Origin of the sequence: Stenotrophomonas sp. NPDC078853 (assembly GCF_044901215.1) — a bacterium.
GTDB lineage: Bacteria > Pseudomonadota > Gammaproteobacteria > Xanthomonadales > Xanthomonadaceae > Stenotrophomonas > Stenotrophomonas lacuserhaii.
This window is the reverse complement of record NZ_JBJDOQ010000021.1, coordinates 27586-43081: the sequence shown is the minus strand read 5'-3', so window position 1 is coordinate 43081 and position 15496 is coordinate 27586. Positions and strand designations below refer to the sequence as shown.

The window sequence follows — 15496 nt, the reverse complement described above, 5'->3', positions numbered from 1 at the left end:
CTGCCGCCTGGCCCGGCAACGCCGTGAGATGCAGCTGTGTGCGGATGGCGCGCAGGCGTAGACACACAGGTCACGCGCGCTTGACGGCCGACCCGAGGGTTCAGCCGGGGTGACGAAACGCGCCGCTTCGTTGCCATCGTCGCGACACTGGAAGCAGGGCACCTTCGCTACGCTCCCGGTAGATTTCCCGGGACTGCAGCCCCAGGAGACTCCCGTGACCCAGCCACCCAAACCCGTGCAGACCCCAGGCGGTAAACCGAAGGATCCGGACCGGATCAACATCAACGAGGAATGGGAGCTCCGCTTCTGGGCAAAGGAGTTGGGCCTTGACGAAGACCAGCTCAAGCGGGCCGTACAGGAAGTCGGTGTGTTGACCACCGAACTGCGTAAATACAAGCCGCCGCACTGAAAGCCGGTGATTCGGCGTGCCGGGCCAGCCGGGTCGGCACGGCGGCACGGCGCCGCCTTGACCTTCCCACGGTGGGAATCCCCAAGCTGTCCGCAACTTGGGCTTTCGAGGTGTAACCCATGGCTTCGGCCGTTCTTCCAGACGCTTACGGGCGAGGCGACCCGTCCAACGGGGCGCTGAGCATCCCGATCACGGGTATGACCTGTGCGTCCTGCGCCGCACGCGTCGAGCGCGCGCTCAACGCGGTTCCCGGCGTGAGAACAGCAGGGGTCAACCTGGCTACCGAGCGTGCGCAGGTCACGTTCAACGGCGTGCCCGACCCGCAGGCAGTGGCTGATGCGGTGGTCAAGGCAGGCTATGCGCTGGCGGAAGAAAGCAGCGTGCTGACGATCCACGGCATGACCTGCGCCTCCTGCGTGGGGCGGGTGGAGAAAGCCATGCGACAGCTGCCCGGCGTGGTCCAGGCCGATGTGAACCTGGCCACCGAACGCGTCCAGGTGCGCCACCTTGCCGGGGTGGTCAGCCTCGGCCAGCTCGCCGGTGCCATCGAAAAAGCGGGCTATCGTGCGCATCCGGTGATGGATGCGCATGCCGGGGAGGAAGACCAGCAGGCCGCGCGCCGCCAGACCGAAGCGGCTGGCCTGCGTCGTTCACTGTGGCTTGCCGCGGTCCTCGGTCTGCCGGTCTTCGTGCTTGAGATGGGCTCGCACCTGGTGCCATCCGTGCACCACTGGGTAATGCATACGCTCGGCCAGCAGACCAGCTGGTACCTGCAGTTCGCATTGGCCACGCTGGTCCTGCTCGGGCCGGGGCTGCGCTTCTTCCGCGCGGGCGTGCCGGCGCTGCTGCGCGGCGGGCCGGACATGAACTCGCTGGTGTCGCTCGGTACCTCTGCAGCCTATGCCTACTCGGTGGTCGCAACGTTCGCCCCCCAGGTGCTTCCCCCTGGCACCGCGAACGTCTACTTCGAAGCTGCCGTGGTGATCGTTGCACTGATCCTGCTGGGCCGCACGCTGGAGGCGCGCGCCAAGGGACGCACTTCGCAGGCGATCAAGCGACTGGTCGGACTGCAGCCGCGGACCGCGCGGGTAGAGCGCGACGGCGCCAGCGTGGAGATACCGCTGGGCCAGGTGGCGGCCGGCGACGTGGTGTCGGTCCGCCCCGGTGAAAAGGTGCCGGTGGACGGGGAGGTCGTCGAAGGCGCTTCCTGGGTGGATGAAAGCATGATCACCGGGGAGCCGGCGCCCGTATCCAAGGGCGTGGGTGCCGGGGTAGTGGGTGGCACCCTGAACCGGACCGGCGCGTTCCGCTTCCGCGTCACCCGGGTGGGCGCGGACACGGTGCTGGCGCAGATCATCCGCCTGGTCGAGCAGGCGCAGGGCTCCAAGCTGCCGATCCAGGCACTGGTGGACAAGGTGACGCTGTGGTTCGTGCCGGCGGTGATGGCCGCGGCGGCGCTGACGTTCGTGGCGTGGCTGGTGTTCGGGCCTTCGCCAGCGCTGACCTTCGCACTGGTCAACGCGGTGGCCGTACTGATCATCGCCTGCCCATGTGCGATGGGGCTGGCCACGCCGACGTCGATCATGGTGGGTACCGGCCGCGCAGCCGAACTCGGCGTGCTGTTCCGCAAAGGCGAGGCACTGCAGGCCCTGCGCGATGTCAGCGTGGTGGCACTGGACAAGACCGGAACGCTGACCAAGGGCCACCCTGAACTGACCGATCTGGTGCCGGCCGCAGGCTTCGATCATGACCGCGTGCTGGCGCTGGTCGCAGCCGTGGAGTCTCGCTCGGAGCATCCTATCGCCGAGGCCATCGTGGCCGCTGCCACCCGGTACGGGCTTGCCATCGGGGCGGCCGAAGGCTTCGATGCGACCCCGGGCTTCGGGGTCACCGCCACCGTTGACGGTCAGCAGGTGGCCGTCGGAGCGGACCGTTTCATGGCCCGGCTGGGCTTGGATGCCAGCGTGTTCCTGCCGGTTGCGCAGCGGCTGGGAGCGGAGGGCAAGAGTCCTCTGTATGCCGCGATCGACGGTCGCCTGGCGGCGATCATCGCGGTAGCCGACCCGATCCGGGACACCACCCCGGAGGCGATCAAGGCGCTGCATGCGCTCGGGCTGCGCGTGGCGATGATCACCGGCGACAATGCCGCTACCGCAGCGGCGATCGCTCGCCAGCTCGGCATCGACGACGTGGCGGCCGAAGTGCTGCCCGATGGCAAGGTGGCCGCGCTGAAGCGGTTCCGCGCCGACGGCGCACGGGTTGCCTTCGTGGGTGATGGCATCAACGATGCGCCGGCGCTGGCTGAAGCAGACGTCGGCCTGGCAATCGGCACGGGGACCGATGTGGCGATAGAGGCCGCCGACGTGGTGCTGATGGCTGGTGACCTGCGCGGGGTGGTCAACGCCATCGCACTGAGCCGGTCCACGCTGCGCAACATCAAGCAGAACCTGTTCTGGGCCTTCGCCTACAACGCCGTGCTGATCCCGGTCGCGGCCGGCGTCCTGTATCCCTTCAACGGCACGTTGATGTCACCAGTTTTCGCCGCTGCGGCGATGGCCCTTTCAAGCATCTTCGTGTTGGTGAACGCGCTGCGGCTCAAGCGCTTCCGCGCACCGCTCGCGCGTGATCCATACTGACCGCACAGCGGGCAAGGGAAACCAGCGTGAACATTGGACAAGCAGCGAAAGCCTCCGGCGTGTCGGCCAAGATGATCCGTTACTACGAAGGCATCGGCCTGATCCCGCCCGCTGCCCGGTCGGAGGCCGGCTATCGCTGCTACACCCAGCAGGACGCACACACCCTCCGCTTCATCCGCCGCTCGCGCGACCTTGGCTTCACGGTGGAACAGATCGCCGAGCTGCTGCTGCTGTGGCGTGACGGCGAACGTGCCAGCGCGGACGTGAAGCGGGTCGCTTTGGCGCACGTTGCCGAACTGGAAGACAGGATCAGCGGGCTGCAGGCCATGGCGCGCACGCTGCGTGATCTTGCCAGCAGCTGCCACGGCAACGATCGCCCCGACTGCCCGATCATCGAAGAGCTCGCAGAGCCCGTCGGTGCCGGGAAAGCCAGCGCCACGGCGGCATCGCCGCGCAGGACGCCGCGCTTCGGCACGGATACGCCGGCTTCGCCGCGTGCGCGCAGGAGCCTGCCGCGCAAGGGTTGAACCGGAGTGCCCTCGGCAGCAGTGCCCTCGGCAGCATCTGCGACCACATGAACGCAAGCCAAGGACGATGCGATTTCCTCGAAGAAGCAGGTTGACCTTGCCACGTTGGCAATGCCGAAAGTAGTCGGCGTACCAACCCACCAGGAGATGACCATGCTTCAGTTCCACATTCCCCAGATGACATGCGGTTCCTGCGCCAAGCCGGTGAGGGCCGCCCTGCTGGGTGCCGATCCTTCGGCCGGGATCCAGATCGACGTCGCAGCGCGGACGGTGCGCGTGGACACGGTCCGGGAGCCCGCCGTATTCCTCGCCGCACTTGCCGAAGCGGGATACCCGCACCTTTCCCGGCCTGCCGGCTGATCCTGCTTCAAGGAGACGTGCCCATGTGCACCCGACAACTGCTCACCCTCGGCGTTGCCGCCGTGTTCCCAACAGCGGCAGGCCGTTCCCCGGCCCCCGCTGCGGGAAGCAAAGCAATATCCGCGCTTCCTGGCGCTGCGGAGAAGGGAACCGCCGAGCTCGCCCGGCATGACTTCGCACGCAGCACATGCAACGTGCACCCGAAATAGACGAGCCGAGGCGCAGGGTGGTTGGCAGACGCGCTAGCCGGACCTGCCATGAGCGATTTCCCCGCATCCGGGGTGGCCACGCCACCGCCGCCCGCCACGCACGCTTCCCCCCGGTATCCGCTGCGCCTGACCATCAACGGCGAGGCGTATACGCTGGAGGTTGAATCCACGGTCAGCCTGCTGGACCTGCTGCGCGACCGTCTGCAGCTGACCGGCACCAAGAAGGGCTGCGACCACGGCCAATGCGGTGCATGCACGGTGCTGGTCGACGGCCGCCGCATCAATAGTTGCCTGACTCTGGCGGTCATGCAGCAGGGCGCCGACATCACCACGGTCGAGGGCCTGGCGAACGGGGATGCGCTGCATCCCCTGCAACAGGCCTTCATCGCCAAGGATGCCCTGCAATGCGGCTACTGCACGCCCGGCCAGCTGTGTTCGGCGCAGGGATTGATCAATGAGGGCCAGGCCTGCACCCGTGACCAGGTGCGCGAACTGATGAGTGGCAACATCTGTCGCTGCGGGGCTTACCCGCAGATCACCGATGCGGTGATGACGGTGCTTGAGGAAACCCAAGGCACGCCGGATGCCCCCGAGCCATCTCCCGGGCACTGGACACCCGGCACGGTGCCCGCATGATTCCCCCCACCTACGAACGCGCCGCGTCGCTGCAGCAGGCCTTGCAGCAGCTTGCCAGCACCCCCGGGCGCCCCATCCAGCCCATCGCCGGCGGCACCAACCTGCTCGATCTGATGAAGCTGCAGGTGATGCAGCCCAGCGGGTTGTTGGATGTCAACGCGCTACCGCTGGATGCCATCACGCTCACCGAAGAGGGAGGGCTGCAGCTCGGCGCCACCGCCCGCAATGCCGACACGGCGTACCACCCGCTGGTGGAACGCGAGTATCCCCTGCTTGCGGCGGCCATTCTGGCGGCGGCCTCGCCGCAGATCCGGAACATGGCCAGCAACGGCGGCAACCTGCTGCAGCGCACGCGTTGCACCTATTTCTATGACCGTTCGACGCCCTGCAACAAGCGCGAACCGGGCAGCGGCTGTTCAGCCGTGGGCGGGCTGACCAAGTACCACGCGATCCTCGGCGCCAGCGAGCACTGCATCGCCACGCACCCCTCCGATATGTGCGTCGCGCTGGCAGCGCTCGATGCCACAGTGCATGTCGCCAGCGTGCGCGGCACCCGCGCAATTCCCTTCGGCGAGTTCCACCGCCTGCCTGGCGACCAGCCCGAACAGGACAGCACACTGGCGGCAGACGAGCTGATCACCCATCTGACGCTTCCGCCAGGCGGGCGTTTTGCCGCGCACAGTGCCTACCTGAAGATCCGCGAGCGCCTGTCCTACGCGTTCGCGCTGGTTTCGGTCGCCGCCGCGCTGGAAATCGGGCCCGACGGACGCATCACCGATGCGCGGCTGGCGTTGGGCAGCGTGGCGCATAAGCCATGGCGCAGCACCGACGCCGAACAGCTGCTGATCGGCACGATGCCGGGCGATGCAGCCTTCGAATCAGCGGCCGATCGGCTGCTGGAAGGGGCGCAGTCGCAGGGTCAGAACGCCTTCAAGATCCCGCTTGCACGACGCGCGGTGGTGCGCGCCCTGCAGGCAGCCACCGAGGGCACCATCGACAATCGTGGCCGACGCCGCGGCCAACCGGAGCATGCCGCATGAGTGCGTATCCCAAGCAACCGCAGGTTCCCGTAGCCGAGCCGGGAACCGGCCATGTGCCGACCGGGACCGGAACGCCGCGCATCGATGGCCGGGCCAAAGTGACCGGCCAGGCACGTTACGCGGCCGAGTGGCCGGCCGAGGATCTGGTCCATGGCGTGGTGGTCAACAGCAGCATCGCAAAGGGGCGCATCCTCGGCTTCGATCTGGACGCCGCGCTGGCGGTACCGGGCGTACTGCAGGTGCTGACCCATCTCAATCGTCCGCACATGCGCGGTGCTGGTGTCTTCTACAAGGACATGACGGCCCCTGCAGGATCACCGTTCCGGCCGTTGTACGACGCACAGATCCGCTACAGCGGCCAGCCGGTTGCGCTGGTGCTGGCGGAGACCTTCGAGGCGGCGCGTCACGCGGCCGGGCTGGTGGACGTGCGGTATGAGGTCGAGGCGCACGAAACCAATCTGGTCACCTCCGTTGAGCGAGCGCGTGAGCCGCGCAAGATGAAGGCCGGATTCTCCGCCCCGCCGAAGGACAAGGGCGAGCCGGACCAGGCGTTCGCACAGGCAGCGCACCGCATATCGGCCGATTTCTACAGCGGCGTGGAACACCATAACCCGATGGAGCTGTTCGCCAGCACGGTGATCCGCGGTGACGACGGCCACCTGACCATCCATGACAAGACCCAGGGCTCGCAGAACAGCCGCTGGTATGTCTCGCATGTGTTCGGCCTGCCCAAGCGCAAGGTCACGGTGCGCAATGCCTACGTGGGCGGTGCGTTCGGCTCCGGGCTTCGCCCGCAGTACCAGCTTGCGCTGGCGGTGATGGGCGCCTTGGCGCTGGAACGCTCGGTGCGCGTTGTCCTCACGCGCCAGCAGATGTTCACCTTCGGCCACCGTCCGGAGACCGTGCAGCGGGTAAAGCTTGCCGCCGATGCCGATGGCACCCTGCGTTCGATCTGGCACGAGGCCGTGGCCGAGACATCGCGCATCGAGGACTACGTGGAAGTGGTGGTCAACTGGAGCGGCCAGTTGTACGCCTGCGACAACGTGCACGTGGGCTACAAGTTGGTCGACCTGGACCAGTACACGCCGATCGACATGCGCGCCCCCGGCGCGGCGCATGGCATGCATGCGCTGGAAGTGGCGATGGACGAGCTGGCCAATGAGATCGGCATGGACCCGCTGGCACTGCGGCTGAAGAACTACGCCGAAACCAATCCCGCCGATGGCAAACCGTTCTCCACCAAGGCCCTGCGCGAGTGCTACCGCCGCGGGGCCGAGCGCTTCGGCTGGGCTGATCGCGCGCCCTTGCCGCGCGCGCGCCGCGAAGGCAACGAATGGGTCGGTTGGGGCATGGCGACCGGCCAGTGGGACGCGATGCAGATGTTCGCGCGCGCCCATGCCGAGCTGCATGCCGATGGCCGGCTGGTGGTCAGCAGTGCGGCCACCGATATCGGCACCGGCACCTATACGGTGATGAGCATGATCGCCGCCGAAGCACTGGGCCTTCCACTGGAACAGGTCACCTTCCAGTTGGGTGATTCCACGCTGCCGGTGGCCCCGATCGAGGGCGGCTCATCGCATGTCAGCACGGTGGGCTCGGCAGTGGATGGGGCCTGTGCCAAGCTGCGCCGGCAGCTGCTCGCGCTTGCTGCTGGAAGAAAGGACTCGGCGTTCACCCGCGCCGGGGTGGATGACGTGGTATTCGCCAATGGCAGCATGGCACTGCGGGCTGACCCGGGCAGCGCCGTTGCACTCACCACGCTGCTGGCCGACGCCGGCAAAGCCAGCATCGAAGCCAAGTACCTGCTGCTGCCCAATGTGTTGAAGCAGCGCCGCTATACCCGCGCCACGCACAGCGCCGTCTTCGTGGAGGTACGGGTGGACGAGGAACTTGGCACGGTGCGGGTGATGCGCGTGGTCAGTGCGATCGCCGCGGGTCGCATCCTCAATCCCACCACCGCACGCAGCCAGATCATCGGCGGGGTGGTGTGGGGCATCGGCGCGGCGCTGCACGAACACACCGAATCCGACCATCGGTTTGGGCGTTTCATGAACCGCGATCTGGCCCAGTACCACGTCTCGGTCAACGCCGATATCCATGACGTGGACGTGCTGTTCGTGGAGGAAGACGACCGGGTGGTCAGCAGCCTCGGGGCGAAGGGAGTAGGGGAGATCGGCCTGGTGGGCGTGTCGGCGGCGATCTGCAACGCCATCCATCACGCCACGGGCAAGCGCATCCGCAGTACGCCGATCAGCCCGGACAAGGTGATGATGTAGTCCCGGCTGGCGCGCTACTCCTTGGCCCCCTGCGAGTAGCTCACCGTGCCATCCTGCTCGATGAAGCGGAGCTCAGGATGCCCCTGGTAGGTCGTCAACATGGCGACCGATCCGTTCTGGTGGATGACGAACAAGGACGCACCGGCCTTTTCATTGGCCACCACCTTGAAGACTTCACCGCCGTCGCCTGCACCATCCAGCGTCAGCACGGCCTCATCGCCGGTGTCGACGGTCAGATAGCCGCCGCGCTCATTGCCGTCTGGACCATTGAGCAGGATGCCCGCCGCTTGCGCGACGCGTTCTTCGCGTTTTCCAAGGATCATGGGCCCATTCACCGGTGCGCCTATCTCCACGCGGGCCACTCCGGATGCGTCCCTGACGATCAGGCCACGGGCTTCCAGGATGCGGGATGGGTCATTTGCCTTGCCCGCTTCATGCAGGGCGTAAAGCGAGATCGTCACCGCCGTCAACGAAATGGCGATGTTGAGCAAGAGTCCTTTCATGATGTTCTCCGTGGGTGCAAAAAGTTAGCGCTGAATGATCGGTGATAAGGGCTATTTCAGGCAAACCGGCCGGTTCCGCAGGTACGGGCATTGACTGCGCTTGCGTCTGGTCCAATAGTCAACTCGGCCGGGACGCAATGGAGAACGCATGACCGTAGCGACAAGCATGATTCCGTTCCAACGCATGGGTCTGGTGGCCGCGCTGCTTGTGCTGGCGTCAACCGCCGTTGCCAAGCCGCCTGCCGAAGCCGCGTTTGATGCTTGGCTGGTAGCGTTCAACAGCAACGACAAGGCCAAGCTTCAGGCGTTCAACGCGCATCACTTCGCCGACGCGGATCTCAACCTGGACTACCTGCTCGACAGCCGCGAAGAAACCGGCGGCCTCGATGTGGTGACGGTTGAGCGGAATGAGCCGAGCGTCTTCGTAGCCATGACACGTGAACGCAGTTTCCCGACGTACCGGCGGATCACGGTCACGGCTGGCAAGGCCGGCGACACGAAACTCGCTGAGATCAAGCAGGAGCCGCAGCCGTTGCCGGAGGATGAGGCACTGAAGGCGCTGGATTCATTCGCCACGCAGCTTGCGAGGGCCGACCGTTTCTCTGGCGCGCTCGTCATCGAACGCAACGGCAAGCGTCTGTACGGCAAGGCATTCGGACTGGCAGATCGCGAGAATCAGGTGCCAGTGCATCTGGACACCCCCTTCCTGTTCGCCTCCCAAGGCAAGATGTTCACTGCGGTTGCGGTGTTGCAGATGATCGACGCCGGCACGCTGCAATTCGACGATCCCATCGGGAAGTACCTGCCGGCCTATCCGAACAAGGAGATGGGGAAGGTCACCATCCGGCAGCTGCTCACCCATCAGGGTGGCACCGGCGATATCGGCGTGCTCCAGCCGGAGGAGGGCGTCAATCGCGCCTGGGCCCGCACCATCGACGATCTCATCATGCTCAACGGTGATCGCGGCCCGTCGTTTGCGCCCGGATCAGCCTTCGATTACTCGAATTACGGGTTCGTGCTGCTCGGTGCGCTGGTGGAAAAGGTAAGCGGACAGAGCTACTACGCTTATCTGGATGAGCACATCTTCCAGCCCGCCGGAATGGCGGCGACCCACTATCCAGACAGGGAACACACGTCGGGAATCGCACGCGGCTACACCCGGGACGACGACGGGAGGCTGGTGCCCAGTGCCAGCCAGCTACCGTGGCGAGGATCACCAGCCGGGGGCGGAGTTTCGACCGTCGAAGATCAGTTGCGCTTCGTCGGCGCGCTCAAGGCAGGCACGTTGATCTCGTTGCCGCTGTTGCAGGAGGCGATCAAACAGCAGACTGATTGGTATGGCTATGGCTTCATCTCATCCGGCCCGGAAGAGTTCCCACACTGGGGCCACGGCGGGGGCGCGGCCGGCACCAGCGCGGCGCTTTCGGTCTATCCGACCAATGACATGACCATGGCCTGCCTGAGCAACCGCGATCCCCCCATCTGCGATCGATTGCTCATCAATCTGCATTGGCATCTGTCTCCGCCAGCGCCTGCGCCATCTCCGTGCGGCGCAACAGACGCTCGAATTCTGGCGACCGAAGCCCTCATCGCTCACCGGGAACCTTTCGTGATTCCACGCGGCCCGATGGGCGAAGAGCCTGTGGCTGGATCCTGTACCCGAACTCGCTTCAAGATCAATCGGTCCGGGGTTCCGGTGGACCTGTCCATCGACGAGAGTTCGGGAGATAGAGTGCTTGATGTTGCAGCAAGGGAAACGCTGCGTCGCTATCGATTCAACGTTATGCGTGGCCGGGACGATTCAGTTCATTATCTTGTATTCCATTCTGCGGGTCGGACCTTCTAACCCGTTGCCATGTCCTTGCCTACCGAAGGCATTGCGCGTTACAGCACCTCCAGCACCACCTTGCCCTTGGCCCGCCCGCTCTCCACGTGGGCCAGCGCGCTTCGGGTTTCATGCAAGGGGAAGACCCGTTCGATGACCGGGCGGATGGCACCGGACTCCACCAGTGAAGCGATCTCGCTCAGCTGGCGCCCGTCGGCGCGCATGAACAGGAACGTGTACGTCACTCCCTTCTGCCTGGCTTTGCGGCGGACGCCACGGCTGAGCAGGCGCAGCACCTGCTTGAGCGGCCAGGCAAGCCCGCGCGCGGTAGCAAAGGCGGGAGTTGGTGGCCCGGAGATGGAGACCAGATGCCCGCCCGGCTTGAGGATCTGCAGCGAGCGGTTCAGTTCATCCTTGCCCAGGCTGTTGAGCACCACATCGTAGTCGCGCAGTTCCGTGACGACGTCCTGCCGCCTGTAATCGATCACGACATCCGCGCCAAGCTCTTTGACCCAGCCCACGTTGGCGGTGCTGGTGCTGGTGGCAACGAAGGCGCCCAGATGCTTGGCCAGCTGGATCGCCACGGTACCGACACCGCCGGAGCCGGCCTGGATGAAGACCTTCTGACCGGGTTTGAGCTGCGCGGTTTCGACCAGCGCCTGCCAGGCGGTCAGCGCGACCAATGGCAGCGAGGCGGCCTCCACCATGGTGAGGTTGCTGGGCTTGAGGGCAACAGAGGCTGCGTTGACCGCGATGAACTCGGCGAAGGTGCCGATGCGATCATCATCGGGACGCGCATACACTTCATCGCCCGTTTTGAAGTCCTGCACTGCGGCACCGACACTGACCACCGTGCCGGCCATATCGTTGCCGAGTATCAGCGGCAGGCGATAGGGCAGGATCAGCTTGAACTCCCCTGTGCGGATCTTGGTGTCCAGCGCATTGACGCTGGCCGCGTGCACGCGGATGAGAACATCGTCATCCCGAAGCGAAGGCTGTGGTGCGTCGCCGATGCGGCCGGTCTCCTTTTTGCCATAACGGTCGATCAGGAAGGCTTTCATGGGCCGTGTGCCTCTGGTTGGGGAGTGCTTTCGGGTTGCGGGGCAGGGAGGGCGTGTGCCGGTGCGGTCAGGGCTTCACTGGGCGGGGCGATAACGTTCCGCCGCCTGCGCCTGCCGGATGTCCGAGAGCAGTCCCTGGCGGGAGGCGTCCAGCGTGTCCCAGCGTTCGGCAACATGCAGCGGCGGAATGGTGACGGTCTCGCGACGATCGAAGCCGACCAGGGCCGCATCGACCAGCTCGCCGACATCCATCACGTCCGTCAGCGTGTTGATGTCGATGCCAGCACGCTCCCAGATTTCGGTACGCGTGGCCGCAGGCAACACAGCCTGCACATAGACGCCCTTGGGCGTCAGCTCCAGGCTCAGTCCCTGCGACAGGAACAGCACGAAGGCTTTGGACGCACCGTAGACGGACATGCCGAACTCCGGCGCCAGCCCAACCACCGAGCCGATGTTGATGATCGCGCCTTCGCCGGCGTTGGCCAGGCGCGGTGCAACCGCCGCGGCCAGGCGGGTCAGGGCGATGGTGTTCAACGTGAGCAGCTGTTCGATGCTGTCGGCCGATTGCTCGGTGAATCCGCCGGATTGGGCGATGCCCGCGTTGTTGACCAGGATGCCGATGCGGGCATCGTCGCGTAGGCGGCTTTCAACGATGGCCAGGTCGCTGCGCTGGGTGAGGTCGGCCGGCAGTGTGTCGATGGCAACGCCGGTGGCGTCGCGCAGGCGCTCGGCCAGTGCATTCAGCCGCCCCTTGTCGCGCGCAACCAGGACCAGATCGTGGCCGCGGCGGGCAAAACGTTCGGCGTAGACGGTGCCGATGCCGCTGGAGGCGCCGGTGATGAGGACAGTGGGCAGGCTCATGGTGTGTCTCTTGAAAGGCAATGTGGGAGCGGGGACGCCGTGATGGCGAGGGAGACGGGGTTACTGCGCGGGCGTGTCGGCCAGGGCGGGGTAGTCGGTGTAGCCTTGCGCGCCGCCGCCATATAACGTGGCCGGGTCCAGGGCGTTCAACGGCGCGTCGGTCTTCAGGCGTTCGACCAGATCCGGGTTGCTGATGAAGGCACGGCCAAAGGCGAACAGGTCGGCCTTGCCAGCGGCGAGATGCGTGTTGGCCAGCTCCAGGTCGTAGCCGTTGTTGGCCAGGTAGGTGCCGGTGAAACGGCGGCGCAAGCCGTCGAAATCGAACGCGGCCACATCGCGTGGGCCGCCGGTCGCGCCTTCGACCACATGCAGGTAGACGATGCCCAGCGCACTGAGCTGGTCGACGATGTAGTCGTACTGCGGCTGAGGGTCGCTGAGGGTTGCGATCGCGTTGGCCGGGGAGACCGGTGAGATGCGCACGCCGGTGCGATCGGCGCCGATCTCCTGCGCGATGGCGGAGGTGACTTCGAGCAGCAGGCGCGCACGGTTCTCGATCGAACCGCCGTAGGCATCGGTGCGCTGGTTGGCGCCGTCCTTGATGAACTGTTCAAGCAGATAGCCGTTGGCACCGTGGATTTCCACACCGTCGAACCCGGCCGCAATCGCATTGGCAGCGGCGCGGCGGAAATCGTCGACGATGGCCGGCAGCTCGTCGATATCCAATGCACGGGGCTCGGACACATCGACAAAACCGTTGTGAACGAAGGTCTTGGTCTGCGCCCGGATGGCCGAGGCGGATACAGGCGCGGCGTTGCCCGGCTGCAGATCCACGTGCGAGATGCGGCCCACGTGCCATAGCTGCACGAAGATGCGTCCGCCGCGTTCGTGCACGGCATCAGTGACCTTGCGCCAGCCTTCTATCTGGTCCTGCGTGTAAAGCCCGGGTGTGTCCTGGTAGCCCTGGGCCTGCGCCGAGATCTGCGTGGCCTCGGTGATGATCAGGCCGGCCGAGGCGCGCTGGGCGTAGTAGGTGGCAGCCAGCGGACTGGGCACCAGGCCGGCTCCGGCGCGGTTGCGCGTCAGCGGTGCCATCACGATGCGGTTGGCCAAGGTGACGCGGCCAAGGGGGTAGGGCTGGAAGAGCGTCGTCGCTGTCATGGCGGGGAGGACTCGGATGCGGGGGACGGCGCAATGATGATGGTCGTAATCTTAGATGTCAACGGTTTGATGATGCGTATCATCTATGCGTGGTAAACTGCGCTTCCAGCAGGTCAAAGCACCAAGAGGCAAGCCGTCATGAAGGTCACCAAGGCACAAGCGCAGGCCAACCGGGCACACATCGTCGAAACCGCTTCCGCGCTTTTCCGGGAACGGGGCTTCGACGGCGTGGGCGTGGCGGACCTGATGGCCGCTGCGGGCTTTACCCACGGCGGCTTCTACAAACACTTCGGGTCCAAAGCGGACCTGATGGCCGAATCTGCCAGCTGCGGATTCGCCAACTCGTCCGAGTCGCTGGGCGAGATGGACGCGGCGGCGTTCCTGGGCTATTACCTGTCGCGGGAGCATCGCGATAATCCTGGCCAGGGCTGCACGATGGCGGCGCTCTGCAGTGATGCGGCGCGGCAGCCCACGTCGGTCAAGCAGGCCTTCGTGGCGGGTATCGAAGCGCAGTTGGCAGCGGGGCAGGGGCATCATGCGCAGGTCGAGGCCACCGCAGCCCAGGGTGCCCGTGCAGAACGGATCGCGTTGATCGCGCAGGCCGTCGGCGCCATCGTGTTGTCACGCTCCTGCCCGGATGATTCGTCGCTGGCCGAGGAGATCCTGGAGGTTTGTCGCGCAGACGTGCTGGCACGGCTGTCGCGTGCACCCGATGCCTAGGCGCTGCCGGACTTGAGGTGTGGCGCACGGCGCCGAATGGCGTACCACCCGCGCGATGTGGGTGGCACGCCCGCTGGATGCTGCCGCACTGGCGGGTCAGACGACCTTGCAACGACCGGACAGTCCCGCCAGCGCGATGGCGCTGAGGGTGGCCGTCGGCGCGGCACAGCCTGCGCCCACGATGGTGACCTCCAGGCCGGCCGCCTCCGGCGACAGCGCCGTGTGCGTGATGCAATGCTGGGTCATCATGCCGACAAGTCGAATGGCGGTGACATCGTGCGCAGCCAGCATTTCGCCCAGGCGCGTGGCGAGGAAGCTGTCGGCCTGGTGCTTCTCGATGACAGGACAGCCCTGCAACGCCTCGGCGATGGCGGGATGGGGGTTCAGCCGAGATACGTGTAAAAATGCCCCGCAAAACTCAAATAATTCTTTCAGGTTAATGAGTTAGCCGATATTTTTCTTCTCGGCTGGTTGCGCCAACAGATCGAGCGTCGGGCACGGCGCGCCTGTCACCACGCGGCGACACTCATCTACCAAATGCTCAAGGTCGACTTCCAATTGTCGTAGTTCGTCCAGGCGCCGGCGCACTTCGGCCAATTTCTGTTCGGTCAGCTGCTGCGTCTGCTCGCAGGCGCGCTGGCCTTTGACCTCCAGCAGCCCCGCTATCTCGTCGAGACTGAATCCCATCGTCTGTGCTCGACGGATGAACTGAAGCCGGCCGACTTCGTTGGGGCCGTACCGGCGCACGCTGCCCATTGGGCGCTCAGGCTCCGGCAGCAGGCCTCGCCGCTGGTAATAACGGACCGTTTCGACATGCACACCAGCGGCCGCGGCCAGCCGACTGATCGTCATTACGTGGGTGGCCATCGGCTTGACTCCGTACTTAGGTACGGAGGTTAACATGCGGGTATGGCCCAACGTCCCGCACAGTCCTCCTTGCCCGCCCTCTTGGGCGCCGCGGTCGCGGCTATTGGCGCGTCCGTGTGTTGTGTCGTGCCCTTGGTGCTGGTCCTGATGGGTATCAGCGGTGCCTGGATCGCCAATCTCACAGCCCTGGATGCGTGGCGCCCGTGGTTTAGCGCTGCCACGCTGGCGTGTCTGGGCTGGGCATTCTGGATGCTCTATGGCCCGGCCTCGCGCTGCCGCATTGACGGGATCTGCGTCGATCCTGCGCGATTGCGACGCCTGCGGCGCTGGCTGTGGATCGCTACCGGCCTGATCGCGCTGCTGCTGCTCTTCCCTTATTACATCGGCTGGTTCCTGTAGGAGTCCCCC

The 15496-nt window shown here is 65.7% G+C and carries 16 protein-coding genes; 10 read left to right on the top strand and 6 right to left on the bottom strand.

Going from position 1 to position 15496, the window contains the following annotated elements; translation table 11 throughout:
* Nucleotides 1-235: 235 nt before the first annotated feature.
* The 7 genes from ACI2JH_RS17470 to ACI2JH_RS17440 all read left to right on the top strand — a co-directional run bounded on the left by ACI2JH_RS17470 (nucleotide 236) and on the right by ACI2JH_RS17440 (nucleotide 8093).
* Nucleotides 236-409, top strand: a complete 174-nt coding sequence (locus ACI2JH_RS17470) for a DUF3606 domain-containing protein (protein WP_101100494.1) — start codon at nucleotides 236-238, stop codon at nucleotides 407-409.
* A 119-nt stretch (nucleotides 410-528) separates the two neighbouring features.
* Nucleotides 529-3045, top strand: coding sequence for a heavy metal translocating P-type ATPase (locus ACI2JH_RS17465; RefSeq protein WP_404736814.1), 2517 nt, complete (start codon nucleotides 529-531; stop codon nucleotides 3043-3045).
* A 26-nt stretch (nucleotides 3046-3071) separates the two neighbouring features.
* Nucleotides 3072-3572 carry a Cu(I)-responsive transcriptional regulator gene (gene cueR / locus ACI2JH_RS17460; RefSeq protein WP_404736813.1) on the top strand — a complete coding sequence of 167 codons (501 nt, stop codon included), beginning with the start codon at nucleotides 3072-3074 and terminating at the stop codon, nucleotides 3570-3572.
* Between the two features lie 153 nt (nucleotides 3573-3725).
* The gene (locus ACI2JH_RS17455) at nucleotides 3726-3932 is read left to right on the top strand and encodes a heavy-metal-associated domain-containing protein (protein ID WP_101100523.1); all 207 of its coding nucleotides are present in this window, start codon (nucleotides 3726-3728) and stop codon (nucleotides 3930-3932) included.
* 257 nt (nucleotides 3933-4189) lie between these two features.
* Nucleotides 4190-4777 carry a (2Fe-2S)-binding protein gene (locus ACI2JH_RS17450; protein WP_404736812.1) on the top strand — a complete coding sequence of 196 codons (588 nt, stop codon included), beginning with the start codon at nucleotides 4190-4192 and terminating at the stop codon, nucleotides 4775-4777.
* On the top strand, nucleotides 4750-5817 hold the full coding sequence (locus ACI2JH_RS17445; RefSeq protein ID WP_404736827.1) for an FAD binding domain-containing protein: 1068 nt from the start codon (nucleotides 4750-4752) through the stop codon (nucleotides 5815-5817). The genes ACI2JH_RS17450 and ACI2JH_RS17445 overlap by 28 nt, the downstream gene beginning before the upstream one ends.
* Nucleotides 5814-8093, top strand: coding sequence for a xanthine dehydrogenase family protein molybdopterin-binding subunit (locus ACI2JH_RS17440; protein ID WP_404736811.1), 2280 nt, complete (start codon nucleotides 5814-5816; stop codon nucleotides 8091-8093). Before ACI2JH_RS17445 ends, ACI2JH_RS17440 begins: the two co-directional genes overlap by 4 nt.
* 14 nt (nucleotides 8094-8107) lie before the next feature.
* Here ACI2JH_RS17440 and ACI2JH_RS17435 read toward each other — a convergent pair whose 3' ends face one another.
* Nucleotides 8108-8584 carry a hypothetical protein gene (locus ACI2JH_RS17435; RefSeq protein ID WP_404736810.1) on the bottom strand — a complete coding sequence of 159 codons (477 nt, stop codon included), beginning with the start codon at nucleotides 8582-8584 and terminating at the stop codon, nucleotides 8108-8110.
* Nucleotides 8585-8744: 160 nt separating this feature from the next.
* On the opposite strand from ACI2JH_RS17435, the gene ACI2JH_RS17430 reads away from it, so the two are divergent.
* Nucleotides 8745-10442, top strand: a complete 1698-nt coding sequence (locus ACI2JH_RS17430; protein WP_404736809.1) for a serine hydrolase — start codon at nucleotides 8745-8747, stop codon at nucleotides 10440-10442.
* 38 nt (nucleotides 10443-10480) lie between these two features.
* Here the strand turns inward: ACI2JH_RS17430 and ACI2JH_RS17425 are convergent, their stop codons facing one another.
* The 3 genes from ACI2JH_RS17425 to ACI2JH_RS17415 form a co-directional block, all read right to left on the bottom strand.
* A complete protein-coding gene (locus ACI2JH_RS17425) occupies nucleotides 10481-11482 on the bottom strand; it encodes an NADP-dependent oxidoreductase (RefSeq protein ID WP_404736808.1) in 1002 nt (333 codons plus the stop codon).
* Between the two features lie 75 nt (nucleotides 11483-11557).
* Entirely contained in the window at nucleotides 11558-12343 is a 786-nt protein-coding gene (locus ACI2JH_RS17420; protein WP_404736807.1) for an SDR family NAD(P)-dependent oxidoreductase, read from the bottom strand.
* A gap of 60 nt (nucleotides 12344-12403) precedes the next feature.
* Nucleotides 12404-13501, bottom strand: a complete 1098-nt coding sequence (locus ACI2JH_RS17415) for an alkene reductase (RefSeq protein ID WP_404736806.1) — start codon at nucleotides 13499-13501, stop codon at nucleotides 12404-12406.
* Nucleotides 13502-13639: 138 nt separating this feature from the next.
* Between ACI2JH_RS17415 and ACI2JH_RS17410 the strand changes: the two genes are divergently transcribed.
* Nucleotides 13640-14221 carry a TetR family transcriptional regulator gene (locus tag ACI2JH_RS17410; protein ID WP_404736805.1) on the top strand — a complete coding sequence of 194 codons (582 nt, stop codon included), beginning with the start codon at nucleotides 13640-13642 and terminating at the stop codon, nucleotides 14219-14221.
* A gap of 96 nt (nucleotides 14222-14317) precedes the next feature.
* On the opposite strand, the gene ACI2JH_RS17405 is transcribed toward ACI2JH_RS17410, so the two are convergent.
* The gene (locus ACI2JH_RS17405; RefSeq protein WP_404736804.1) at nucleotides 14318-14578 is read right to left on the bottom strand and encodes an isochorismatase family protein; all 261 of its coding nucleotides are present in this window, start codon (nucleotides 14576-14578) and stop codon (nucleotides 14318-14320) included.
* An 87-nt stretch (nucleotides 14579-14665) separates the two neighbouring features.
* On the bottom strand, nucleotides 14666-15088 hold the full coding sequence (locus ACI2JH_RS17400; protein ID WP_293979303.1) for a MerR family transcriptional regulator: 423 nt from the start codon (nucleotides 15086-15088) through the stop codon (nucleotides 14666-14668).
* A gap of 42 nt (nucleotides 15089-15130) precedes the next feature.
* Between ACI2JH_RS17400 and ACI2JH_RS17395 the strand changes: the two genes are divergently transcribed.
* Complete coding sequence (locus ACI2JH_RS17395) at nucleotides 15131-15487, top strand: mercuric transporter MerT family protein (RefSeq protein WP_293979305.1); 357 nt, start codon at nucleotides 15131-15133, stop codon at nucleotides 15485-15487.
* Nucleotides 15488-15496 lie beyond the last annotated feature (9 nt).